At 70.4% G+C, this 23,055-nt stretch carries 31 protein-coding genes; 4 read left to right on the top strand and 27 right to left on the bottom strand.

The genetic code is table 11. The annotated features are described in order from the left end of the window. Positions 1–19 precede the first annotated feature (19 nt). The 26 genes from EDC50_RS16470 to EDC50_RS15730 form a co-directional block, all read right to left on the bottom strand. On the bottom strand, positions 20–175 hold the full coding sequence (locus EDC50_RS16470) for a hypothetical protein (RefSeq protein WP_158635719.1): 156 nt from the start codon (positions 173–175) through the stop codon (positions 20–22). A gap of 37 nt (positions 176–212) precedes the next feature. Beyond that, on the bottom strand, positions 213–1,208 hold the full coding sequence (locus EDC50_RS15850; protein ID WP_123771482.1) for a phage late control D family protein: 996 nt from the start codon (positions 1,206–1,208) through the stop codon (positions 213–215). Next, entirely contained in the window at positions 1,205–1,609 is a 405-nt protein-coding gene (locus EDC50_RS15845; RefSeq protein WP_123771480.1) for a phage tail protein, read from the bottom strand. The genes EDC50_RS15850 and EDC50_RS15845 overlap by 4 nt, the downstream gene beginning before the upstream one ends. A gap of 11 nt (positions 1,610–1,620) precedes the next feature. After that, on the bottom strand, positions 1,621–4,215 hold the full coding sequence (locus tag EDC50_RS15840; protein ID WP_123771478.1) for a phage tail tape measure protein: 2,595 nt from the start codon (positions 4,213–4,215) through the stop codon (positions 1,621–1,623). Between the two features lie 36 nt (positions 4,216–4,251). Then, positions 4,252–4,443, bottom strand: coding sequence for a hypothetical protein (locus tag EDC50_RS15835; protein ID WP_123771477.1), 192 nt, complete (start codon positions 4,441–4,443; stop codon positions 4,252–4,254). Between the two features lie 17 nt (positions 4,444–4,460). After that, the gene (locus tag EDC50_RS15830; RefSeq protein WP_123771475.1) at positions 4,461–4,574 is read right to left on the bottom strand and encodes a GpE family phage tail protein; all 114 of its coding nucleotides are present in this window, start codon (positions 4,572–4,574) and stop codon (positions 4,461–4,463) included. Positions 4,575–4,582: 8 nt separating this feature from the next. Continuing rightward, a complete protein-coding gene (locus EDC50_RS15825) occupies positions 4,583–4,921 on the bottom strand; it encodes a phage tail assembly protein (RefSeq protein WP_123771473.1) in 339 nt (112 codons plus the stop codon). A 57-nt stretch (positions 4,922–4,978) separates the two neighbouring features. Beyond that, positions 4,979–5,488 (bottom strand): phage major tail tube protein, encoded by a 510-nt coding sequence (locus tag EDC50_RS15820; RefSeq protein ID WP_123771471.1) that lies wholly within the window; start codon positions 5,486–5,488, stop codon positions 4,979–4,981. A 33-nt stretch (positions 5,489–5,521) separates the two neighbouring features. Beyond that, positions 5,522–6,685, bottom strand: coding sequence for a phage tail sheath protein (locus EDC50_RS15815; protein WP_123771469.1), 1,164 nt, complete (start codon positions 6,683–6,685; stop codon positions 5,522–5,524). A gap of 14 nt (positions 6,686–6,699) precedes the next feature. Then, the gene (locus tag EDC50_RS15810; RefSeq protein WP_123771467.1) at positions 6,700–7,059 is read right to left on the bottom strand and encodes a GPW/gp25 family protein; all 360 of its coding nucleotides are present in this window, start codon (positions 7,057–7,059) and stop codon (positions 6,700–6,702) included. Then, positions 7,056–7,646 carry a phage baseplate assembly protein V gene (locus tag EDC50_RS15805; RefSeq protein WP_123771466.1) on the bottom strand — a complete coding sequence of 197 codons (591 nt, stop codon included), beginning with the start codon at positions 7,644–7,646 and terminating at the stop codon, positions 7,056–7,058. The genes EDC50_RS15810 and EDC50_RS15805 overlap by 4 nt, the downstream gene beginning before the upstream one ends. Positions 7,647–7,721: 75 nt before the next feature. Further along, positions 7,722–8,363 carry a hypothetical protein gene (locus tag EDC50_RS15800; protein WP_123771464.1) on the bottom strand — a complete coding sequence of 214 codons (642 nt, stop codon included), beginning with the start codon at positions 8,361–8,363 and terminating at the stop codon, positions 7,722–7,724. 1 nt (position 8,364) lies between these two features. After that, positions 8,365–10,119 carry a hypothetical protein gene (locus EDC50_RS15795; RefSeq protein WP_123771462.1) on the bottom strand — a complete coding sequence of 585 codons (1,755 nt, stop codon included), beginning with the start codon at positions 10,117–10,119 and terminating at the stop codon, positions 8,365–8,367. A gap of 10 nt (positions 10,120–10,129) precedes the next feature. Next, positions 10,130–10,678, bottom strand: coding sequence for a phage tail protein I (locus tag EDC50_RS15790; protein ID WP_123771461.1), 549 nt, complete (start codon positions 10,676–10,678; stop codon positions 10,130–10,132). Further along, positions 10,671–11,660, bottom strand: coding sequence for a baseplate assembly protein (locus EDC50_RS15785; protein ID WP_123771460.1), 990 nt, complete (start codon positions 11,658–11,660; stop codon positions 10,671–10,673). Before EDC50_RS15785 ends, EDC50_RS15790 begins: the two co-directional genes overlap by 8 nt. 88 nt (positions 11,661–11,748) lie before the next feature. Continuing rightward, entirely contained in the window at positions 11,749–12,195 is a 447-nt protein-coding gene (locus EDC50_RS15780) for a phage virion morphogenesis protein (protein ID WP_123771533.1), read from the bottom strand. A 2-nt stretch (positions 12,196–12,197) separates the two neighbouring features. Further along, positions 12,198–12,677, bottom strand: coding sequence for a phage tail protein (locus EDC50_RS15775; protein WP_123771459.1), 480 nt, complete (start codon positions 12,675–12,677; stop codon positions 12,198–12,200). Then, the gene (locus EDC50_RS15770) at positions 12,674–13,192 is read right to left on the bottom strand and encodes a hypothetical protein (protein ID WP_123771458.1); all 519 of its coding nucleotides are present in this window, start codon (positions 13,190–13,192) and stop codon (positions 12,674–12,676) included. Before EDC50_RS15770 ends, EDC50_RS15775 begins: the two co-directional genes overlap by 4 nt. Position 13,193: 1 nt before the next feature. Further along, the gene (locus EDC50_RS15765) at positions 13,194–13,829 is read right to left on the bottom strand and encodes a glycoside hydrolase family 19 protein (RefSeq protein ID WP_123771457.1); all 636 of its coding nucleotides are present in this window, start codon (positions 13,827–13,829) and stop codon (positions 13,194–13,196) included. Then, entirely contained in the window at positions 13,829–14,104 is a 276-nt protein-coding gene (locus EDC50_RS15760) for a phage holin family protein (protein ID WP_123771456.1), read from the bottom strand. Before EDC50_RS15760 ends, EDC50_RS15765 begins: the two co-directional genes overlap by 1 nt. After that, the gene (locus tag EDC50_RS15755; protein WP_123771455.1) at positions 14,097–14,453 is read right to left on the bottom strand and encodes a putative holin; all 357 of its coding nucleotides are present in this window, start codon (positions 14,451–14,453) and stop codon (positions 14,097–14,099) included. Before EDC50_RS15755 ends, EDC50_RS15760 begins: the two co-directional genes overlap by 8 nt. Positions 14,454–14,457: 4 nt before the next feature. Continuing rightward, entirely contained in the window at positions 14,458–14,670 is a 213-nt protein-coding gene (locus tag EDC50_RS15750; RefSeq protein ID WP_123771454.1) for a tail protein X, read from the bottom strand. Continuing rightward, positions 14,670–15,134: a head completion/stabilization protein gene (locus EDC50_RS15745; protein ID WP_123771453.1), complete on the bottom strand. Its 465-nt coding sequence runs from the start codon at positions 15,132–15,134 to the stop codon at positions 14,670–14,672. The genes EDC50_RS15750 and EDC50_RS15745 overlap by 1 nt, the downstream gene beginning before the upstream one ends. A 97-nt stretch (positions 15,135–15,231) precedes the next feature. Then, positions 15,232–15,957: a phage terminase small subunit gene (gpM, locus tag EDC50_RS15740; protein ID WP_123771452.1), complete on the bottom strand. Its 726-nt coding sequence runs from the start codon at positions 15,955–15,957 to the stop codon at positions 15,232–15,234. A gap of 4 nt (positions 15,958–15,961) precedes the next feature. Beyond that, positions 15,962–16,981 carry a phage major capsid protein, P2 family gene (locus tag EDC50_RS15735; RefSeq protein ID WP_123771451.1) on the bottom strand — a complete coding sequence of 340 codons (1,020 nt, stop codon included), beginning with the start codon at positions 16,979–16,981 and terminating at the stop codon, positions 15,962–15,964. Positions 16,982–17,037: 56 nt separating this feature from the next. After that, positions 17,038–17,901 carry a GPO family capsid scaffolding protein gene (locus tag EDC50_RS15730; protein ID WP_123771450.1) on the bottom strand — a complete coding sequence of 288 codons (864 nt, stop codon included), beginning with the start codon at positions 17,899–17,901 and terminating at the stop codon, positions 17,038–17,040. A gap of 153 nt (positions 17,902–18,054) precedes the next feature. Here EDC50_RS15730 and EDC50_RS15725 point away from each other — a divergent pair, with 153 nt between their 5' ends. From EDC50_RS15725 to EDC50_RS15710, 4 genes are read left to right on the top strand one after another with little or no spacing between them, the layout of a single operon-like run. Continuing rightward, positions 18,055–19,818, top strand: coding sequence for a terminase ATPase subunit family protein (locus EDC50_RS15725; protein ID WP_123771449.1), 1,764 nt, complete (start codon positions 18,055–18,057; stop codon positions 19,816–19,818). After that, complete coding sequence (locus tag EDC50_RS15720; RefSeq protein WP_123771448.1) at positions 19,818–20,822, top strand: phage portal protein; 1,005 nt, start codon at positions 19,818–19,820, stop codon at positions 20,820–20,822. Before EDC50_RS15725 ends, EDC50_RS15720 begins: the two co-directional genes overlap by 1 nt. Position 20,823: 1 nt before the next feature. After that, the gene (locus tag EDC50_RS15715; RefSeq protein ID WP_242003045.1) at positions 20,824–21,048 is read left to right on the top strand and encodes a Com family DNA-binding transcriptional regulator; all 225 of its coding nucleotides are present in this window, start codon (positions 20,824–20,826) and stop codon (positions 21,046–21,048) included. After that, complete coding sequence (locus EDC50_RS15710) at positions 20,996–21,697, top strand: DNA-methyltransferase (protein WP_123771447.1); 702 nt, start codon at positions 20,996–20,998, stop codon at positions 21,695–21,697. The genes EDC50_RS15715 and EDC50_RS15710 overlap by 53 nt, the downstream gene beginning before the upstream one ends. Positions 21,698–22,540: 843 nt before the next feature. Here the strand turns inward: EDC50_RS15710 and EDC50_RS15705 are convergent. Then, positions 22,541–22,879: a hypothetical protein gene (locus EDC50_RS15705; protein ID WP_123771446.1), complete on the bottom strand. Its 339-nt coding sequence runs from the start codon at positions 22,877–22,879 to the stop codon at positions 22,541–22,543. Positions 22,880–23,055 lie beyond the last annotated feature (176 nt).

The following is a 23,055-nucleotide window of genomic DNA, read 5'->3' as shown; positions in this document are numbered from 1 at the left end:
GCCATCGGCGGCCAGGGGCTCAGCGTGGGCGCTGCGGCGGGCGCGGGTTGACCCCGCCCCCGCTGCCGGCGCTGCCGGCGCCGCCACCTCCGGCGGCGCTGCGCTTGCGGCGGGAGCGGACGAACAGGAACAGGCCAAGGGCGAGGACGGCGATCACAACGACGGCGGTTTGCATGGTGGGCTCCTTCTGCTGGGGTGCACCGGCGCCGGCCTCAGCCGGCGATATCGGTCTCGAGCTCCAGCCGGGTGGTGTAGCCGCCCGAGCCGGAGATGGTGTGGGTGGCCTTGGCGATCAGCCACGGCGTGGCGTCGATTTCCCGCTTGAAGCCCTGCAGCCGCAGCCGCTGCTCCGGGTACAGGTCGGCGCGTCCGCGCGCGAGCGTGTACTCCATCGTCGCCGCGCCGCGCTGGACCCGCTGCCACTCGGCGTGCGCGTGCTCGCGCGCCTCGGCTTCGCTGCTGTAGGTCTCGCGCAGGCGCTTGGCATTGCCGCTCTCGCCCACGAGCACCGATCTGCGGTTCGCGCCCGGCTTGTCGTGCCAGTACGCGCGCACGCCGCTGTAGGTGTCCCGGTCGGCGAGCGCATAGCGGTGCCGGTCGCCGTCGCGGCGCGTGATCAGCGGGCTGGGCAGCGGATCGCCGCTCGCCGTCGTGCCGCTGCCGATCGGCACGAACAGCAGGTGCCCGGCCTTCACGGTAGCGACGGCGTCGTAGCGGCGGCCCAGGCGCGTGAGCAGGTGCACGTCGCTTTCGCCGGTCTGGTCCAAGTGCGGGATCGCGATGCCGGCCAGCGACGGCGCGATGCGCGCCTGCAGGCCGTGTTCGCCGGCGAGGTTGCGCACGACATCGCCCAGCGTGACCTGGTGCCAGCTGCGCTCGCGCCGCGTGCGCATCGGGTGGCTGAGGTCGGCGCTGCGAGCGCGCACGGTGATCACGTCCGGCGCGCCGCTGTGCTCGACCTCGTCGACGCGGAACCGGCCCTTGTCGATCAGGCCGCTGTCGGTCCAGCCGAGCGCCACCGACAGCTCGACGCCGCGGCGCGGCAGCGCCAGCCGGCCGTCGTGGTCGAGGATGACCAGATCGAGCTGGTCGGCCTCGCCGCCGCGCGACTCGGTCAGGGTGAGATCCTGCAGGCGCGGCCGGACACGCTCGGTCAGGTCCTGGCCGTCGAGCACGACGCGCCACGCGGGGATGCCGTGCGCGTTCACGCCGGTTCGCCCTCGCGCGGCGCCACGTCGTCGACGCGCTTGAGCGACAAGCCGAACTCGATCCGCCGCGGGATGCCGTCGGCGAAGAACAGCGTGTGCGTGGCGTTGAGCCCGGTGATCACGTAGGCGCCGTGCACGACGCCGGTGCCGTCCACGAGCGAGAGCGGGCGGCCTTCGTCGGCCATCTCGCGCAGCACGTCGAGCGAGGCCGGGTCGCCGGTCAGCTCCGGCGCGACGACGCCGCTGAGCTCGATCGTCTCGTCGCCCGGGCCCAGGTACTGGTGCGCGGCGCGGGCGCCGACGCGCTCGCTGCTGGCGTGGCGCCACGCCGCGGAGCGCTGCAGCTGCTGGTACGCCAGGTGCTGCAGGTCGAAGACGAAAGTTCCCAGGGCCATCATCATCGCGGCAGTCCTCAGTCGTAGTCGCCCAGGCGCGAACGCCGGCGCGCGTCGCGCTCGCGGTCCAGCTGCTCCAGCTGGCGGCGCACCTCCGCCGCGATCGCCTGCGGGTCCATGCCGGGCGCGGCGTGGACGTGGATCTCGTAATGCTTCACCGCGGGCGCCGCGCTGGGGGCCGCCAGGGGCGCGACCGGCGGGCGCGTGTCGATCGCCGCGGCGGGCGCCGCGGCCGCGGCCAGGGCGACGCCGGCGCCGGCCTGCTGCAGGCGGTCGCCGAACGCCGAGAACCGCTGCAGCGGCAGCCGCTGGCTGCGGTCGAGGCCGCCGGCGAAGCCCTGCATCGTGAAGTCGCCCAGCTGCGCGAACACGCGCGACGGGCTGCGGATCCCGAGCTTGGCCTTGAACCAGCCGATGACGTTGCCGGCGATGCCGGTGATCGTGTCGCTGACGGCCTGCAGGCCGCCGAGCAGGCCGCGCACCAGCCCCTGCATCAGCTGGCCGCCGATCGCCTGGAAGCGCGCCCAGAGGCCGCCCAGGAAGCCCAGCACGGCGTTCCAGTGCGTGATCAGCAGGCCGAGCGGAGACCAGGCGAACACGCCTTTCAGGAACTCCCACAGCATGCCGGCCTTCGCCTTGAGCCAGTCCCAGGCTTGGCCCACGGCCGTGCTCACGCTTTGCCAGATGCCGCTGAGCATCGGCCCGATCGTCCCCCAGTTGCGCCAGATCAGGTACGCGGCGCCGGCGAGCAGCATCAGCAGGATGCCGATCGGGTTCGCCGTGACGGCCATGCCGACCATCCGGATTGCGCCCGCGACCAGCGGCAGGATGCGGCCGCCCAGGCCGAGCAGCAGCCGGCCCAGGCCGCCGAAGAGCGGCGCGGCGTTGGTCAGCGCGAACTGCAGGCCGGCGAACGGCATCAGGATCGTGCCCAGCGCCAGCGCGAGGCCGCCGGCGGCGACGACCAGCACCGCCAGCACCGCGGCCACCTTGAACAGCCCGCCGGCGAGCTTGGGATTCTCCTGCACCCAGGCCTGCATGCGCTCCCCGGCCCGGCCCAGCCACTGCGTGAGCGCCTGGATCTCCGGCTGCGCCGTCTCGCCGACGCTGGCCAGCACGTTCGTGAAGGTGCCGGTGGCGGCTTCCCACAGGTTGCGCAGCGTGCCCAGCTGCGCGTTGACGCGGCGCTGCAAGTCCGCTTGCGCGGCCATCTTGCGCTGCACCTCGTAGTAGCCGGCCTGGCCCTTGTCGATCAGCAACGAGACGACCTGCAGCGTTTCGGCGTCGTCGCCGAACAGCTTCTTCAGCACCGCGAGGCGGTCCTGCGTGTTGAGCCCCTTCAGCTGCTGCAGCTGCGCGAACAGCCGGTCGAGGCCGCCGAACTCGCCCTGGCCGTTGGTGAAGTCCAGCGCGATGCCGCTGGGCTTCAGGAGCGCGTTGGCCTTGCCGACCTTCTCGGCGTCCATCGCGTACTGGAGCACTTTGCGGTACGCGTTGCCGGCCTGCTCGCCGGCCATGCCGGCCTGGTCGGCCATCACCAGCAGCGGGGCGAGCGCCTGCGTCGCGGCCAAGCCCTTCGAGCGCAGGATCGAGAGCGCGGGCGAGAGCTTGCCGAAGCCCTGCAGCATGTTCTCGGCGTCGACGCCCAGGTAGTACGTGCGCTGGATGACGTCCGCGAGGCCCATCATCTCGGCCTCGGTCGCGCGCGTGGCGTCCTGCAGCTTCGCCGCGAAGGCGGCGGCCTCGGTGTACGGCATGCGCAGCTGCGCGCCGAGGTACGCGGTGGCCTCGCCCAGGCCGCCGAGGATCACCTGGGCGGACATGCCCTGGCGCCGCAACATCGTGAACATCTCGTAGAAGTCGGCCGTGGTGCCGGGCAGCCGGTTGCCGAGCTTCTGCGCGAGCGCGTCGATCTGCGCGAACTCCGCGGCCACCTGGCCGTTGGCGCCCATCATTGCGGCGCGCAGCTGCATCGCGGCGTCTTCCTGCTCGGCGAACGCGGCGATGGGCGCCACGGCGGCGCGGCTGGCGTAGCTGCCGGCGGCCACGGCGCCGGCGCCGTGCGCGGCCAGCTTCATGCCGGCCGAGTGCATGCGCTGCATCTTCGCCTGCGCGGCGGTCAGCCGCTCCAGCCGGCGACGCTGCGCATCCAGCTGGCGGTTCGCGGCGGCCAGTTCGGCTTGCAGCCTGCGCTCGTCGACGGCCAGGCGCGCGGTGCTGACGCCCGCGGCTTCCAGGGCGCGGCGCGAAACCTCCAGCGTGGCGCGCTGGCGCGCCTCCTCCTCGCGCAGCCGCGCGACGACCTCGCCTTGCTTCCTGAGCGAGGCGGTGAGCTTCTTGTTCGGCGCGTCGGCGGCATTGAGCGCCTCGCCCAGCCGCCGCAGCTCGCGCTGCGCCTGGACCAGCTGGCTGGACGTGGTGCCCAGCTGGGTCTCCAGCTTGCGGAAGCCTTCGATGTCGCGCTGCACGGCCTCCAGCCGCTTCAGCTCGGACTGGGTCGCGCGCAGCGCCTGGGCGGTGGATTTGCTGCCGCCCAGGATCCGCTTGAGCGGGCCGGAAGCGCGGTCGATCGCGTTGAGCAGCACCTGCAACCGCAGGTCGTAACCGGCCATGTCAGCGCGCCTCCTGGGCGGAGGCGGCAGGCCGGATCAGCGGTGGCGCGGGTCGGTTTCCGCGAGCAGCCGCGCGATCTCGCGATCGGCGGCGGTCGCCTCGGGCTGCGCCAGCCGGCGCACCACGCCCCAGCAGAGCTGGCCCAGCATCATGGCCGCGCCGATCAACATCAGCGCGGACAGGGCCACGGCGAGCACCGCGGCGGCGTTGAGCAGGATGTTCTCCATGGGACAAGGCTACCACGTCATTGGGCTCCGCAGCGTTCCCGGGCGCGCTCGCGCCACTCCATCAGCTCGGTGAGGGACATGTCGGCCATCGCCGCGGGCGGCCAGTGGAACACCGCGGCGATGTCCGCCATCGCGTCTTCTACGCGCCGGGGGAGAGCGCCGCCCGATCCGCCCGGGTCATGAAAAAACCGACCACCTCGCTGGCCAGGGCGGCCAGGTCGGGCAGGTCGAGCTGGCCCACGTCGTGGCTGGTGAGCGTCGGGCTGGTGATGCGCGGCAGCACCACGTGCAGTGCGGCCACGTCGGACCTGATCAGGTCGGCGATGGCGACGCCGCGCAGCTCGCCGGCGGTGGGCTTGCGCAGGGTGATGCGCTCGATCTTCTGATCGCCGCGGACGAGGGGCGTCTCCAGGGTGACGGTGGCGGTCACGGGCTGCTGCGGCTTCGCCGCCTCGATGGCCGGGTCGGTCTTGGACATGGGGTCTCTCTCTCAGGCAAGGGGCGACCCGCCCTGGCGGACGGGCCGTGCGGAAGGTCAGACGCCGATCGCGCGGCGCTGCTCGGCAAGGCGGTCCACGCCGCCGACGATCTCGATCATGTTCACGAGGTCGATTTCGATCTCGGTCACGCCGTTGATAGTCAGCTTGTAGTAGCTGCACGCCGTCTTGACGGCGAACTCGGTGTCTTCGCCGGCCTTCGCCGTGCCCGGGTCGATCTCCGAGTGGCGGCCGCGCACGACCACCTCGACCGCGTCCACGGCGCCGGTGTCGTCGCGCTGGTAGGCGCCGGCGAAGCGCAGCTGCACGCCGTCGTGCCGGCTGATGCCGTACTGCCGGAAGATCGAGCGCATCAGGCCGCCGTACTTGTGCTCCAGCTCGAGCGCTTCCTGGCCGTTGTCGATCTTGACGGGGCCGCTCATGCCACCGCCGCGATAGTCCTCCATCGCGCGGGTCAGGGTCGGCAGCTTCACTTCGACGGCTTGGCCGAGGTAGCTCTCGCCGTCGCCGAAGAGGTTGAAGTTCTTGAGCTTGCGGGGCAGTGCCATGGGCTTCTCCGGGAATCAGGTAGGGCGGCGCGCTCAACCGTTGATGCGGCTGGCGAAGTCCACCAGGTAGCGGTCGGTGATGCGCTGGCGCAGGGTCAGGTTCTCCAGCGGCGGCACCGGCGTGTAGTCGTAGTCGATGTGCAGCTGGCCGGATGCGAGCGTGGCCGCGGTGTTGATGCGCTCGTCGTACCAGGCGTTCGCGTCAATGATGTAGCGGTTGGCCTTGAGCTCGCGGAACTTGGCGTTGATCGACTCGATGATGTCGCGCACCAGCGAGGGATGCATCGGCTTGTCGATGTACACCAGCAGGGCCTCGGCGATGGTGTCGGCCAGCACTTGCGCGGTGCGGGCCGCGGGTTCGAAGGCGAACAGCGGATCGTCGCTGCAGGTGCGCGAGCCCCAGAAGCGGAAGCCGTTGGCGTTGACCAGCGTGGTCACGCCGCCAGCGTTGAGGTAGTTGGCGTCCGTGGTCGGGTCCTGCAGGTCCCAGTGCACGTCGCGCGAAATGCCGGTGACGCCGGCGACGGCGACGTTGGACAGCGACTTGTGCCAGCCCTGCTCCTGGTCGATCTTCGCGCGCAGACCCACGGCGCGGGCGGTGGCGAACGCCGGCGCGCTGGCGCTGGTGGCGGTATCCCAGCTCACGAAGTCCGGCCAGATGATCATCAGCTCGCGGTCGGCGAAGTTCTCGCGGTAGAGCACCGCGGCCTCCTTGTCCGCGCTGGCGGCGGCGCTCACGTACGCCACGGCGCGCAGCTTCTTGGCCACGATGGCCAGCGCGGCGGCCACGGGCTGGGTGTCCACGCCCGGGCAAGCGAGGATCCGCGGCTTGATGCCGAGCTGGCTCTGCGCGGCCAGCAGCGCCTGCATGCCGGTGTAGGTGGCGCCCGAGGCGCCGATGACGTTGGTGGTGGTGGCCGCGTCGTCGGCGCCGGTCTCGACGCGCACGACGACCGTGAGCGGATCGGCCTGGTCGGCGATCGCCTGCAGCGTCGGCGCCAGGGTGCCGTTGTTGCCGGCCTTGCCGAGGGCGGCGCGCAGGTCGGTCACCAGGGCAGGCTTGTTGAGCGGGAAGGTGGCGGCATCGGCGTCGTTGGAGGTGCAGACCACGCCGACCACCGCCGTGGACACCGTGCGGATCGGGCGGCTGCCCTCGTTGATTTCGATGACGCGTACGCCGTGGTGGTAATCGGCCATGGGGCTCTCCTGGATCAGATGAGGCGGCTGCGGAGCGGAAGGGTGAGTCGGGTGTAGTCGTTGCCCGGCGACACGTCGGTGCGCTGGACGTCGAGCTCGAGGGCGAACGCGCCCGGCTCCGCGCCGGGAACGAGCTGGATGCGGGTGAGGCGGATCCGCGGTTCCCAGCGCATGAGCGCGGAGGCGGTGGCGCCGTACAGCTTCACGAGGGTCGCGCCGTTGAAGGGCTGGTCGATCAGCTCGGGGAGCAGCGAGCCGTAGTCGCGCCGCATCACGCGCGAGCCGATGGGCGTCGTGAGGATGTCGGCGATGGACTGGCGCAGATGCGCCTCGCCCTCGATCAGCCGGCCGGTGGCCGCGTCCATGCTCCTCATGCCGGCGGCCCCGACACCGCGCCGCCGGCCATGACGCCGGTGTGCCTGTGGCCCTTCAGGCTCTTGCCGCCGCCGACCACGTCGGCGTCGGCGGTCGCGGTGCCGCTGACGGCCGCATCGCCGTAGATCCGGGTGTTGCCGTTGATCTCGGTGTCGCCGTGCACGGTGAGCGGCCCGTTGATCGTGACGCCGCCGTCGGCGGTGATCTCCGCGGCGCCGCCCGCGGGCAGCGCCGCCTTGAGCGCGTGGGCCTCGTGGTCGTACTGCACCGTCGCGCCATCGGGGAAGCGCACCAGGTGGAGCGTGCCGCCGCTGGACGGCGCGGGGAATGCATCGGAGTAGACGCCGCGCAGGAAGATGGCGCCGATGGTGTCGCCGCCGGGGCAGAGCAGCACGCCCTGCTCGCCGGCGACCGGCGCGGACCACTCGAGCGTGGCGCCGGCGCGCGGCACGAACCAGGGAACCCAATCGGAGCGCACCTCGCCGCTGTCCACGCGGCAGCGGGCCGCGGCCAGGTCCACCTCGGCCACGGTGCCGAGGCGGATGGCGTTGCCGAGCTGGCGCTGGAGTTCGGAGGTCGGGTCCATGCGGCCATGGTGGGCGGCCGCCCGCGCGTGCGCATGGACCTTGACGTGTAGGCCGGCGCGCTACAACAAGCGCGATCAGACCCAGCCGGCGGCGGACGCGCTGAGGCCGAACACCGCGGTGCGGATGTCCCGGCCGTTGCGCCGCAGCGTCGCCTTCACCGTGGCGCCGACTTCGTCGTAATCGCTCGACTGCGACCGGACGCTGACGGACAGCGACGCGGCCCGCGAGGCGGTGAAATCGTACAACCCCAAGCCGGACACCGGGGTGCCCGAGACCTGCTCGAACAGGACTTGGTACTCGGCGGCGCCAGCACCGGGATCGATCCACGTCCCTGACGCGGTGACGACATTGCTGTTGTTGCCGCCGCCCGTCGCGCTCCTGCGCGCCTCCCAGGTGCCGTTCGCGTGCATCCACAGCAGCGCGGTCGCGGTCGTGGTGCCGCCGGAGTTAGTCTTCGCCTGGTTGCTGGCGCTGACGGAAATGCCGTCGAAGCTGAGCTTGTAAACGGCCGTGCCCTTGGCCGCCCAGAGGCTCGACACGTCGACGCCGTCCTGCCGGTAGCCCACGTCCGCCCGCTTCTGGCCGTACTTGAGGGCGGCGTAGCGCAGCGGCGCGCCGCCGCTCCGCAGGTTCGGCACGGCCGGGCCGTCGCCGATCACGTCGGGGTCGAACAGGTCGTCGAAGTCCACGCCGCCGGAGCGGTAACCCTTGGCCATGTCAGTGCACCGCCTTCAGCGCGGCGATCTCGGCGCGCAGCTCGTCCACCAGGTCGGCGAGCTCCGCGATCGCGCGGTAGGCCGGCGGGAGGACCTGGTCCAGCTTGACGGCCGGCACCCGCTCGCCCCCGAACTCCACGCCTTCGGCGTCCACCGCCTCGGGCATGAGCTCCAGCAGCTGTTCGGCGTCGAAGAACAGGCGGCGGCGGCCGTCGCTGTTGTACTGCGGCTTGTAGCGCCCGATCAGTGTCGCGACCCGCCGCACCACGTCGAGCCCGTACGGCAGCGGACCATCGACGTCCTTCAGCTTGCGGGACGAGCCGAAGTCGAACCCGCCGCCGGCGCTGAGCTTGCCTGTCGCATGGCAGTTCGCGCCGTTGTCCATCCGGAACCCCCAGGAGAAGCCGCTGGTGAGGAATCCGATCGACGAGTCGTTGCAGTGGACGTACATACGCCCCGAGCTGTCGGAGTCGTTCATCCGGATGGTGGCCGCCGTAGCCCCGACTTCGAGATCGCCAATGACCTTGGCCTTGACGGCTTCGACCTGGTCGAACTGGCACAGTGAACTGACGCCGTTGGGACCGCCGGCCTCTTGGGTCCGGAAGCGCGTGGCGGCCCGCGGGGTGTTGCCGCTCGCGTCGTACCCGTAGAGCGCGATGTGGCCATCCGGCTCGATCACCCACTTCCACCGCGGGACCTTGTTGCCCCAGCCGAAGACGTGAAGGATGGTCTGGGTGCCTACGTCCCCCACGAAGTTGCTGTTCGGCCCGGTGAACGTGGCGCCGCTGAGAGGCGCCTTCGCATCGAGTGCGGCCTGAAGCCCGGTGGTCTGCGTGATCGGCAAGGCCGGCAGGCGCTCCAGCGCGAGCGTGCCCGACGTGATGTCCGCCGCGGCGTGGGTGTGCGCCGCCGGCGTGAACGCGCTCGGCTTGCCGGTGACCTCGGCCCACGCCGGCCATCGCGTCGCGGTCGCGGGCGCGCCCGTGATATCGGACCAGGCGTGCCCGTGCGCCGCCGGCGCGAACGTCGTGGGCTTGCCGGTGAGGTTGTTCCAGTCCAGGTAGTAGGCCCCGTGCTGGCCGTCCAGCTTGTCCGCGTCCAGGCCGTTGCCGGCGCCTTCGTCGCGCCGCGCCGCCGTCCCCAGCTCAAGCGCGATACGCACCGCGGCGGCCGTGGCCGCGCCGAGCAGGCCCTTCACGAAGGCGGACGGCGCGCCGGCGCCGAACCGCCGGTCGAGCAGCGCCCGCAGGCCCTTGGGATGCACCGCCCGGGTCCTGTCCTCGCCGGTGGCGGTCTCGTCCTCGGTCGCGAGTTCGAGCACGCCCGGGACCGTCTCGGTGCCGGGCGGGTTGGTCCAGGTCGCGTCGCCGAACGAGAGGCTGGTGGCGTTGATCTGCACGAAGCGGATATCGGCCGCCAGCAGCATCATGGCCTGGGCCGACTTTTCGAGGATGACGGCCTGCTGCACGTGCCAGCCGAACAACGTGCCATCGTCGAGGTAAAGGGCGAAGCCGCGCATCGCATACGCGTCGCCGCTGTCGTCGCGGATGGTGACATGCACGGTGTCGTCGGCCACGGCGGAACCGGCGAACGTCACCAGCCGCTTGATCTCGCCGACCAGCTCGCCGCCGACGACGCCGACGTCGGAGGCGGTGATGCCGATCGCGCTGACGCGCACCGGCGCGGTGCCGGTGTTATCGGCGTTGACCAGGGCGGCGCGGCCCTCGGGCGTGATGTTGATGGGTAGTCCGCTCACTGCGGGGCTCCTACGGTTCGACGGCCTGCAGCTGCAGGCGGCGGTACACGGCCGCGCGGGCGGCCGCGGCGATGCCGACGCCGCCGAGGGCCTGCAAGCCTTGCGTGAAGGTGAAATGCGAACGCACGGGCTTGGTGCGCGACACCTCGCCGATGACGTCGTCGACGAAGCGGGCGGTGGCGGTTTCGCCGCCCTCGCCGGAGAGCGTGAGCACCATCTCGAACGTGTGCGGCCGCCCGGGCGGCTCCATCTGCCACCACTCGCGCAGCTGCACGCTGCCGCCGAACGAGGCGACCACGTCGCGCACGCTTTGGGCGGTGCCCTTGGCGCGCTGGATGTCGATCGCCGAGCGGATGCGCGAGCGCTTGACGTGCTCCGGCCAGTACGGCTTCCAGGCGTCGATGGACAGGGACCAGGCCAACCAGGGCAGCAGGTCGGCCGGACAGGTGTCGGGGTTCCAGACGTCGCGTGCCGGCGTCGGCACCTCGCCAATGCGCGCCGTTACGGATTCGAGGGCGCGCTCCAGGGCGGTGGCGTTCGGCGGCAGCAGGCTATTCATCGATGCCGCCGGCGATGATGTTGATGCGGGTGCAGTACGGGGCCTGCGTCCGGTCGATCACGATGTCGTGCGCCGGCGAAATCAATTCCACGCGCTGCACGCCTTCGGAGTGCAGCACCGAGTAGAGGCCCGACCGCGGCACGTCGCGGCCGAGCCGGTGCGAGTCGGCGATGTAGCGGTCCAGCCGGCGCTTCGACTCGGCGAGCACCAGGGCGGAGTCCGGCCCCGCGTAGGTGTAGACGACGGCCTCCACCTCGAAGGGCACGATCTGGGCGCCGCGGACGGTGACGTTGTCGGTCAAGGGCCGCACCGCGTCGTCGTTGAGCCTTGCGGCGACCGCCGAGATGAGCTCGGGCGATGCGCTGCCGTCGCCATCGCGCGACAGCACGGTGACGGTGACGTCGCCGGGCCATTTCGCCGCGGCCAGCGCGGCGTCCATCGCGGCCACGAGCCCGGGCGAGGCGTCGTGCGCCGCCAGCACGGCGGCCACGATGTCGCGGATATCGTCCGGTTCCGGGCTGGTCGCGCTGGCGTCGAGCACGGCCGGATGTGCGCCGAGGGCGTGGTAGATGTAGGCGCCCTCGGGGCCGGCGACGCTGAATCCTTCGGGTGCGAGCTGGATCCGGCGACGGAAGTCGGTGTCGGTCTCCATCGTCGGCGGGATGCCCCGGTCCGGGTCGCCGGGATCCAGCTGGAGCCGCTCGACGCCGAGCAGCGCGCCGAGCTGGTCCAGGTCCGCGCCGCGGGCATAGGCGAGCATGACCGCCTTCACCGACTCGTTGTTGCGCTGCCGCACCTGCATTTCGCGGTAGGCGCTCAGCTGGAGCAGCTTGTAGACCGGGTCGGATTCGGTGATGCCGGAGAACTCGGGCCACAGCTTGCGCAGGTCGGCCAACTGCTCGGCGAGGATCACCTCGTAGTCGATCTGCTCGACCACTTCGGGCGCGGGCAACCGCGAAAGATCGACGGCGGTGTAGGTCATGACGAAGCCGGACGCGGGATGCGATCAGGTTCGGCGCCGGCTATCGCACCGACAATGCGCTTGCGTTGTACGCCACGGGTCTACAGGGCTACCCGGCCAGGTGCTCGGTCAGCAGGTCGCGAATCATGCGATGGTCGGCCTCGCTGAAGCCGAGCAGTTGGCGGCGCTCGTAGCGCACCACCGGGCCGCGGCGCGCGACCCGGTCGCGCCGGCCCTCCTGGTGGACGCGGGCGATGCGCGCCACGCGCCCGAGAAACGCCACCGATGCGGCCTGTTCGGTCGCTTCGACCTTCAGGTGCTGCCGCCGGGCGATGCGCTCGAACATCCTGCCTCGGCGGCGCTTGATGCGGCCCGCCTTCTGGCGCTTGCGCGGGGCGTAGTCGCTGCCGTCCGGGTTGCGCTGCTCGCCGATGCGCTGCGCCTGGCTGCGCCGCAGCGCGGTGGCGAGCTTGCGCGCGAGGGCGCGCCGCTCGGCCGGCTGCAGCTTCGCGAGCAGCGGCGCGGCCCAGGCGTGGAGTTGCTCCAGGTCGCCCATGGTCACGCCGGCGGCACGTCCCAGCCGCCGAGCCACTCGCCTTTGAGATACACGTCCCAGCGCCCCGCGGGCAGCGTTGCCTCCAGTTCGGGCTCGGGGTAGTGCTCGACGGCGAAGCCGCCTTCGGCGCGGCGGTGCACGCCGACGCGCTCGGTGAGCGGAAGGCGGATCTCGAGGTCGACCTTGTCGTTCGCCAGGAGCTCCGCCTCGAACGCGATCTCGCCGCGGCGGGCGGGGTTGGCGAGCAGTTCCGGCTGGTGCCGCGCGATCCACACCATCAGCGGGACCATGACCGCGTCGGGTTGCCCGCCGAAGTCGGTCACGATCACGCTCAGGGTGTAGCTGTACTCGTACGAGAACCCGGGCGCGAAGGTCCCGGCCAGGCTGCCCCGCTCGATGAACACCAGCAGCCGGTCGGGGTCCCGGCCGAGTTCGGGAATCGCCGTGGTCAGGTGCTCGCGCAGGCTGTTCGGCTTGATCATTCGGGCGCGCCCGCCGGCAGCGAGTTGATGTAGGCCTGCAAGCCGATCACCTGCTCGCGGAGGGCGTGGCAGGTGGTGTAGTTGCCGGCGACGGTTTCGGCGACGGCAGAGAGCGTAACGCCGGCGGCGGGCGCATCAGGATCTCCGGCGGCGGCATCCGGGGGGACGTTGGCGGCGGCGGCGTCGTGGAGGCGCACGAAGCCAGCAGGCACAGTGCAAGCGGCATCAGCCTTCGCGGTGACATGGACGGGGACCTCCTTTGTGATCGTGGCGCCGGCGACGTAGACCTTCTGGACCCGGTCCACGTACTGGGTGACCACGCGGACGTTGCGGCGCGCCGCGTCGCGCTCGTCCCGCGCGGCGTCGCGCTCGGCCTGCGCCGCCCGCAGTTGCTGCCGTGCCTGCTCGGCCTCGGCGCGGGCCGAGGCGATGCGGCTCTGCTGGTAGGCGGCGCCGCCGGCGATGGCCGCGAGCAGCGCGAGGAAGAGCAGGGCGAGGATGGCGCGGGCGGACATGTCAGCCGGCCCCCAGGATGGCGAGGGCGCGGCGGGTGCGGGCGATGCGGTCTTGCAGGCCTTCCGGCGTGCGCTTGGACGTGGCCGAGCCGAGGTTGATCCTGCGGCTGACCATCAGCACGTCGCCGGCGTCCGCCATGGCGTTGAGGCCGGAGTCCCGCCAGTAGGCCGCGGCCGCCTGGGCGCCCGTCTCGACGTCCAGCAGCAGCGTCGGCTGTTGCTCCAGCGGCGCGCCGATCAGTTGGCCGACGCGGCGATAGTTTCCCCGGCCGGTGTGCATCATCGGCCCGCGGCCGCGGTACCGGTAGCCGTCGCCGCTGGCGATGTCGCCGTTGCCGTTGCGGCGGGCATAGACGTAGTTGCCCAGCTTCTCCGGCTGGCGCACGAACTCGCCGGCCGACTTCGCCGGGATCCGGTGGCCGAACACCTCCAGCAGCCGCGGCAGGCTGTAGCTCAGGTCTTCCTCGGTGCGCGACAGGCTCAGGCTTTCGTGCCCGACCTGGGCGAGGAAGTGCGCGGCGCGGCGCGCCGTGGTGATGCCGAAACGGGCCATGGCGGCGGTGAGCGCCGGGCGCCAGCGCTGCGCCCGGACGAGCGGGCAGCGCATGATCTGCGCGAGCTGATCGTCGGTGACCATCAATCGACCCTGAGGATGCGCGCCACGTTGCCGCGGGCGCGGTAGGTGAGCACGGCGAGCACCAGGAGCACGCCGAGCTGCCAAGGACTGACGTGCGCGGCAGCGCCGACCAGGGCGATGTGGATCGCTTGGCCGCCGGTGCAGACGATCAGCAGCCAGGCGCACAGGCCGACGCCGACCCGGTGCCGGGCGTCGGGGCCGCGCTTGTACGTGAGCAGTCGGGCGCAGATCGCCAGGCAGGCGATCAGCGTGAGGACGGTGACGAGGCTATGCATTCGGCGGCCCTCCGCGACGCAGCCAGCCCAGGTCGAGTGACCGGCTCTTCTCGATCAGCGCCAGCGTGACCGTGATCCCGACCGCGGACGCGACGAAAGCGGCCACGCCCGTCGAGAAGACCGGCAGCGAGCGCACGATGTCCGGCGCGGCGAGATAGCCGGCCACCACGCTCACGACCAGGTACACCGCGCGTTGCCAGAGGGGCAGCGACTTTGCCGACACGACGAAGAGCGTGGCGCCGGCGAACGCGCCGATCAGCGCGTTGCCGTCGATGCCGGGCAGCAGCGCGGCCAGGCCGACGCCGGCGGCGACCGGCACAGCGCTGGAAAGGGAGGTCGGTTCGGCCATCGGGTCAGTCCCAGAGCTGCACCAGCGGCCGGGTGACGGCCGAGGCGGTGGCGGTGATTTCGGGGAGGTCCACGGGCGTGCCGTGGGGCAGCACCGGGCCGTGCTCGCACAGCCCGGGGTTCATTTCCAGCGCTTGCTCGACGACGCCCGCGGTGTGGCCGAGGTGCCGCCAGCACAGGAGGTCGAGCGTGTCGCCCTGGCGCGCGTAGACCCGCATCAGATCAGCTCCACCGTCATCCGCCGGTTGCCGAGCAGGTCGCTGATCGCCCAGCGCACGTCGCGGCGCAGCTCGTCGATGCTCGGGCTCAGGTCGTCGGCCCGCTGGTGGCCGTCGCCGCTGGAATCGTACGAGCGGTAGCGCTCCACCACCTCGGCGGCCGCGGCGCACGTCACCGCGCGCAGGTACAGGTGCACAAGGCGCGAGGCGCCGTCGATCCGGTCCGCCGGCACGTCGGCGAGCGTGGCGCGGCCGGCGGCCTGCTGCTGCGCCTTCCAGCCCGCCAGCTCCGCGTTGACGGAGAGCATCGCGTTCACGATGGCGGCGCGCAGGCGCGCGGCGGCGACGGCGCCGGTGAGCCGCATCCGATTGCGCACGGTGATCGGGTCGATCGACGGCCAGAAGCCATCGTTCTCGATCCGTTCTTCGTCGCCGGCGGTTCCGTTTGCGATGAATCCGCTCATAGGCCTGGTGGGTCGCCGGTGGTCGGGGCGTCACCGCACTGGAGAGAGAGTCGTGCGGATCGGCCCCGAGCCGGCGGGGTTGCGTGGGGACGCTCGGTTAGCCGTTGCCGCCGCCGGCGTTGGCCGGGGGCGACACGGCGTGTTTCTTCAGCAGGCGCTCGGCGCGCTCCAGGTCCTTCTTGCCGCCGCAGCTGCTGTGCAGGTCGATGGCGCGCCGCAGGTGTGCGATGCCGGCTTCAAGGTCGACCGCGGCCGGCGGCGCCTCATCGGTGCCACTGGCCAGCAGGGCCCGGCCCAGCGCCAGGTGCAGCTTGGCGCGCACCTCGTCGGGCATGTCCTGGTCGGCGGTGAGGGCCGCGGCGCGATCGAGGACCCGCGCCTCGAAGGCCTCGCCCAGGCGCTGCGCCTTCAGCGCGGCCTCGGCGATCTCCTCCGCGACCAGGCAGCCGGTGGTGCGCGCGAAGCGGTCGGGCATCGCCAGGCGGTGCTTGAGCGCGTACTCCGCGATGCGCAGCGCCTCGTCGTAGTCTCCGACGTCGATGCACCAGACCAGCACCGTGGTGACCACCTCGTCGGCGGCGCCGTTGCCGGCCTCGATCACGCCGGCGACGTAGCTGCTGTACGCCGGCAGCATCTGGCGCTTCAGCTCGGCCTTGCCCTGGTCCGATTGCACCTGCTTCAGCCGCAGGCGGTCCTGCTGCAGCATCGCCATGTGCTGCTCGTAAGCGGTGGCGCCGGCCATCAACTCGTGGGGCGCCCTGCGGGCAGCCTCCAGGGCTGCCCGCACGCGGGTCAGGTGGCGCTTTGCGGGGCTGTCGGCCATGGCCTTACGGCGCCTCCGGCAGGATCTCGACGTTCTCGATGAGGCAGCCGAAGCCGTAGTCCTCGATGACGTACGCGTCGTTCGAGGATTCGTAGTTGGCAACCCGGTTGGACTCCGGTTCCTCCTTGATGTAGCGGCGGCGCCCGCCTCGCTGCCAGTAGATCGACAGGTTCTTCAGCGAGGTGATGAGGATGGCGCCGTCCGGGATGTACGGCACCTCGGCGAGCGGCAGGCCGCCGGCGCGCTTCTGGGACAGGATGATGTCGGTGGCCAGCTTCTCGGTCGCCGGCTGGTCCTTGTTCACCAGCGGGAAGTACTTGTCGTGCACCAGCTCGCGGCCGGTCACCACCACCAGCGACGGGTCCTTGCGGAACCAGGGCTCGATCAGCGAGCTGACCGCGTCGTAGACCAGCGCGTCGATGTTCTTGTAGTCGCCGCCCGCGCCGATGGTCACCTTGCCGGCCGTCGCGCCGCCGGTCATCACGCGCTCGGGCGCGTGTTCGCGGTACTGCTGCAGCCAGCCCTTGTTGACGTCCTGCAGCAGCGGATTCCTGGTGCGGTCGGTGGTCGGCGCCACGCTCGCGCCGTTGAAGCCGATCATCAGGCGGTCGAGTGCCTGGCGCTTGATGATGGCGTCGCGCAGGATCGCCTGGAAGTTCGGGAAGCGCGCCCACGCGTCGAGCAACGCGTACGGGATCGCCGTGTCGAAGTCGGTCTTGGCGCACTCGTAGCCCTGGCCCGACAGGTCCGCCACGTTGCGCGGCTCGCGCTTCGCGCCAGCGCTGGTGTCGGTTCGGCCGGCGATGGTGCCGCTCACGCCCAGGCCGAGCTTCTCGCCCTTCAGCTCATCGACGCCGATGATGTTGATCTGGCTCAGGAACTCGCTCGACTCCTGGATGCGGCTCTCCAGGCGCTGCTGGACGCTGGGTTCGACGGCGAAGGTCGCGGCGGTCGACGCCACGCCGTTGAGCTGGGCGACCTGCTGGGTGAAGGCGTTGAACTGCTGGCGGGTGTCGTTACGCATGTGTGCTCCGGGGAAAGCGGCGGTTTGGGGTGTGGGCGCGGCGGCGCGACGGCGGCTCAGCAGTCGGTCAGTTCGACGCGGCCGGCGCCGGTCACGACCGGCCGGCTCGCCTGGGCGTGGTCGACGGTGCCTTCCAGCCGCTGCTTGACCGCTGCGAAGTCCGCCGCCAGGGACTGCAGCTGCCGCCGCAGGTCGGCGTTCTCGTGCTCGCTGGCGGCGAAGCGCTGCTCCTGCTTGCGCACGTGCTCGCCCAGGGCGGCGACCGCCTCGGTGAACGTCGCCAGGTCGGGGGCGGCCGGCGCCGGCGGCGGGGGCTGTTCGGGGGCCTTCGGCTTCAGCAGCGCGTCGAAGCGTGCGAACAGGGCTTCGAGGGCGCTGGGCTTTTCCTCGACCTCCTCGAACTCGATGTCGGACTCGATCGCCACGCTGAAGTAGTTGCCCGGCGACTGCTTGCGCGACCGCAACGGGCTGGCCTCGGGGTTGCTGGCCGCGAACTGGATCATCTCGGTGCCCAGGCTTGCCGGGCTGTCCGTCACGCCCAGGCCGCGGAGGTAGGCCTTGCCGGTGCCGGCGAAGTTGGGATCTACTTCGATGGAGCTGTAGATCTTCTGCTTCGCCTTCGTCATCGCGACGAACTCGGGCGTCGGCTCGATCTGCGCGAACAGCGCGAGGCGGTCCTGGCCGTCGATCTTGACCGTATCGGTCTTCACCGCCAGCACGTCGCCCATGCAGCGGAAGCCCCATTCGGGGTTCAGTCCGCGGATGTGCTCGATGAAGATGCGGGCGCCGTACTTGTCCGGGTCGTACGAGCTGGCGATATCCTCGAGCCAGGAGCGCTCGATCGTGCGCCCGTCACAGGTGGCGCCCTCCACGGCGACACGAAACCAGTTCGAGCGGAACTTCTTGACCTTGTCCGACATGCTGTCCTCTGCGCGTTTGGGCGTGATGCGATTGCATCGCTGAGGCTCATGGTCGGTAGCCGCAACAACAGCGGCAACGCGGCTTGCATGTAAAGGCCGCGTTTACACGAGGCGCGCCTACTTGCGCGAGGGGAGGGTGGGCACGCTATCCCCATGAACAGCGTCACCGCCCAACTCCCGATGGATACGCGCCGCCAGGCGAAGTTCCTGTACTGGATGGGCCGGCGGATCTGCGAGATCGCCGAATTGACCGGGGAGAAGGAGAAGACTCTACACAGCTGGAAGGCCCGCGACGAGTGGGACCGGGCGGACAACGTCGAGCGCATCGGCGGCGCCCTGGAGGCGCGGCTGGTGATGCTGATCCTGAAGCCGGACAAGACCGGCGGGGACTACAAGGAGATCGACCTGCTGCACCGGCAGCTGGAGCGGCAGGCGCGGATCCAGCGCTACCAGGCCGGCGGCACCGAAACCGACCTGAATCCGAACCTCGCCAACCGCAACGCGGCGCCGAAGAAAAAGGCCCGGAAGAACGAGTTCAGCGAGGACGAGATCGAGCGCCTGGAGCAGGCGTTCATCGATGGCTGTTTCGACTACCAGCGCGACTGGTACCGGGCCAGCAACCAGCGCACGCGCGCCATCCTGAAGTCGCGCCAGATCGGCGCCACGTACTACTTCGCCCGCGAGGCCCTGATCGACGCGCTCAAGACGGGCCGCAATCAGATTTTCCTCAGCGCGTCCAAGGCCCAGGCGTTCCTGTTCCGCGGCTACATGCAGGCCTTCGTGCGCGAGGTGCTGGACAAGGATCTGACCGGCGGCGACAGCATCGTCCTGGCCGGCGGCGCCGAGCTGTACTTCCTGGGCACGAATGCGCGAACCGCGCAGGGCTATCACGGCAACTTCTACTTCGACGAGTTCTTCTGGACGTACGGATTCGAAGCGCTGAACAAGGTCGCCAGCGGCATGGCGATGCACAAGAAGTGGCGCAAAACCTACTTCAGCACGCCATCGAGCATGGCCCACGAGGCCTATCCGTTCTGGACCGGCGAGCGTCGCAACAAGGGTAGGCCGGCCGCCGAGCGCATCCAGATCGATGTCGGCCACGACGCCCTCGCAGGCGGCCGCCTGTGCGAGGACCGCATCTGGCGCCAGATCGTCACCATCATGGATGCCGCACGCCGCGGCTGCGACCTGTTCGACATCGAGGAGCTGCGCGAGGAGTACAGCGCCGAGGCGTTCGCGAACCTGCTGATGTGCGAGTTCGTCGACGACGGCGCGAGCGTGTTCCCGCTGTCGATGCTGCAGCCGTGCATGGTCGACAGCTGGGTCGAGTGGGCGGACGACTACCGGCCGTTCGCGGCGCGGCCGTTCGGCGACCGGGCGGTCTGGGTGGGCTACGACCCCTCCGAGACCGGCGACAGCGCCGGGTTGGTGGTCGTGGCGCCGCCGCAGGTGGCGGGCGGCAAGTTCCGGATGCTGGAACGCCACCAGTTCCGCGGCATGGACTTCGCGGCGCAAGCCGAGGCGATTCGCCGCGTCACGCAGCGCTACTGGGTGACGTACATCGGCATCGACACCACCGGTATGGGCACGGGCGTGGCGCAGCTGGTCCGCCAGTTCTTCCCGGGACTGACCACCTTCAGCTATTCGCCGGAGGTGAAGACGCGACTGGTGCTGAAAGCCTACGACGTGATCCACAACGGCCGCCTGGAGTTCGACGCCGGTTGGACCGACGTGGCGCAGTCGCTGATGGCGATCCGCAAGACGATGACCGCCAGCGGCCGGCATATGACCTACACCGCCGGCCGCTCCGATCACACCGGACACGCCGACATCGCGTGGGCGCTGTTCCACGCTTTGCACAACGAGCCCCTTGAGGGGCAAACCGGCCGGAATACCGGCATTCTGGAGATCATGTGATGGATCCGACCCCCTCGCACGCGGCGGAGACGACCGCGCGCATCGAGGCCTTCACCTTCGGCGAGCCTACGCCGGTGCTGGACTCGCGCGGGCTGCTCGACTACATCGAGTGCGTGCCGAACGGCCGCTGGTACGAGCCGCCGATCTCGCTCGATGGGCTCTCGCGGACCACGCGCTCGAACGCGTACCTTCAATCCGGGCTGACCTTCAAGCGCAACATGCTCGCGCGCACCTTCCAGCCGCACCGGCTGCTGTCGCACGAGGCGTTCGAGCAGCTCGCCATGGACTGGATCACCTTCGGCATGTGCTACGTCGAGACCCGCCAGTCGGTGCTCGGCTCGCCGGCACGGCTGCAGCCGTGCCTGGCGAAGTACATGCGCCGCGGCGTGGAGCCGGGGACGTTCTACCAGGTGCGGGGCTGGGGCGAGGAGCACGAGTTCAAGCCAGGCACCGTCTGCCAGCTCCGGGAGGCCGACGTCGACCAGGAGATCTATGGGCTGCCGGAGTGGTATTCGGCCTTGCAGTCCGCGCTGCTCAACGAGTCGGCGACGCTGTTCCGCCGGAAGTACTACAACAACGGCTCGCACGCGGGCTTCATCCTCTATCTCAGCGATCCGCAGGCCGATATGGCGGACGTCGACAAGCTGCGCGAGGCGATGCGCAACGCCCGCGGCCCGGGCAATTTCCGCAACCTGTTCCTGTACTCGCCCAACGGCAAGAAGGACGGCCTGCAGCTGATTCCGGTGAGCGAGGTGGCGGCTAAGGACGAGTTCGCCGGGATCAAGAACATCACCCGCGACGACATGCTCGCGTCGCTGCGGATCCCGCCGCAGCTGCTGGGCATCGTGCCGCAGAATGCCGGCGGCTTCGGCTCGATCCGCGAGGCATCGCTGGTCTGGGCCGCCAACGAGCTCGAACCCCTGCAGAAGCGGCTGCTGCGGATCAACGACTGGGTCGGCGACGAGGTGATCCGCTTCCGACCTTACGAGCCGCCGGCGGCCTGACATGCGCGTCGTGCTCCTCCCCGTTCGTTGCGGCGAGTGCGCGCGCCTGCTGGCCAAGGCCGCGCAGTTCGCCGAGCTGCAGATCAAGTGCCCACGGTGCGGCACGCTCAACCACCTGAAGGCCGCGAGCCTCCCGACAGATCGCCGCGAGCGATACGACGAAGGCTCGATAGATGGAGAACCAGTTGTTGCAGGGCGACGCCCTGAAGTTGTTGCCGACGCTTGAAGCCGGGAGCTTCGATGCGCTGATCACGGACCCGCCGTACGCGAGCGGCGGTGTCCACGCTGGGGCGCGGCAGCGCTCGCCGGCGCAGAAGTACCTGGATTCCAACCTGCACGCCGATTTCGTCGGCGACGAACGCGACCAGCGATCGCACCTGCAGTGGATGGTGCTCTGGCTCAGCGAGTGCGTGCGGCTGCTGAAGGATGGCGCACCGGTGTGCCTGTTCACCGACTGGCGGCAGCTGCCGCTCACTACCGACGCGCTGCAGGCCGCGGGCTTCACCTGGCGCGGCATCGTCGTCTGGGACAAGACCGAGGGTGTCCGCCCGCAGCTCGGCCGCTTCCGCAATCAAGCCGAGTACGTGGTGTGGGGCAGCAAGGGCGCGATGCCGTTGACGCGCCGGGCGCCGGTGCTGCCCGGGGTGATCCGGGCGAAGGTCCTGAAGTCGGACAAGCTGCACCTGACCGGCAAGCCCACCGAGCTGATGCGCCAGGTCGTGCGGATCTGCGAGGAGGGCGGGCGGATCCTCGATCCCTTCGCCGGCTCCGGCACGACGCTGGTCGCCGCGCAGCTGGAAGGGTATCGCTGGGTTGGCTGCGAGCTGACCCAGCACTACGCCGATGTGACCCGCCAACGCCTCGCCGCGCTATAGCCACCCGCCGCATGCGCCGCCTGAGAGCCGCCCTACGGGGCGGCTTTTTTTTGCGCACGCGAGCCCCGCCGACCGGCCCGCGCGGCCCTGTGCGGCCGCGGAGCGCGCGTCCAAGCCGCCGAGCAGGGTGATCGACCGCCCGACCCCAGGGCCGCGCGGGCTGCCCCTGGCGCGCGCAGTCGTCCCCCCGCCACGCCTGCGGGCTATACCCCCTGCTTTTTCCGCACCCCTGCAGTCTCGCTCGCAGCAAGCGCCTGCGCGGCCGCCAGAGGCGTTCCGAAGGCCCCGGCGCCCCTGCGAAACCCTGCGGCCTCGGCGGCGCGTACAGGCGGCGCTGAGCCCCTTCGGCGGCGCCGCAGGGAGGGCGAATTTTTCGGATGACCATCGGAACCGGGTTACAAGTAACCCGAAGGGTGGGTGAGCCGCTATCTCATTGATTTGGAAGGGTTTTCGATGTAACCGACCGGGGTAACACCACGGTTACCGGGAAGGTTATCAATCCGCAAGCTATTGATTTGTAAAGGGTTCACGGTGGAGGCATGTAACCTCTCCGGAAGGTTACATCATTACCCTGTCGTTACCCTATTGTTACCTTCAAGAATGATGGATAAGCCATTGAGCCAGTTGGGGTTTCAGGCCGAAATTTCGGGAGATAACTTTTGTAACCCGTTTCCGATGGGCATCCGAAAAATTGGACTAAGGCGGCGGCGCGCCGCCTGCCGCTGAGTCATTGTTGGCCAACGCTCGAGCGACGCGCGCATCGGTCCTGCGTGCCGCTGGCCAACGAAGCGCGGCGGCGGCGTCCACCAGGCGGCAGCCGGATGCCAAGGGCTGCGGCCGCACTCAGTCGCACCGGTGGCACCGGTGTTCTTCGATCTCGGCGATCAGCTGGTCGGCGTACTTCCACGCCCACGCCGCGACGTACCGGAGCGCGGCGTCCCGCGAGGCGAAAGTGCGGTAGTGCCGGCTGCCTTCGAGCGCTCGGTGTAGCCCGATCACAACCGCGGCCAGGCCGTCCTTCGGCGACACGGCCGCGAGCGCAGGGCCCTCGCCGTCGACGACGATCTGGCGGGTCTCCGGGTACGGCCGCCGGTGCTGCTTCGCATGCGGCAGTTGCCAGCCGAACCGCGCCGGCAGGGGCGGCAGTACGTCCGCGTCGGGCGGTGTGAGATCTCCGCGCATCGCATGATTGTGCCCGCCCCGCGGACCGGGAAAATGCTCGCGATCGCGCAGCAGCGGCAGGGCCTGCGCGCGGCCTTGCCGGGAAAATGAACAACGCTAAGGCGTTGAATTCAGTGCTTCGGTGAGAGGACTTTTAATCCGCTGGTCGTTGGTTCGATTCCAACACGGCCCACCAT

This window comes from Vulcaniibacterium tengchongense, assembly GCF_003814555.1.
Lineage (GTDB): Bacteria > Pseudomonadota > Gammaproteobacteria > Xanthomonadales > Xanthomonadaceae > Vulcaniibacterium > Vulcaniibacterium tengchongense.
This window is presented reverse-complemented; position numbering and strand designations above follow the sequence as displayed.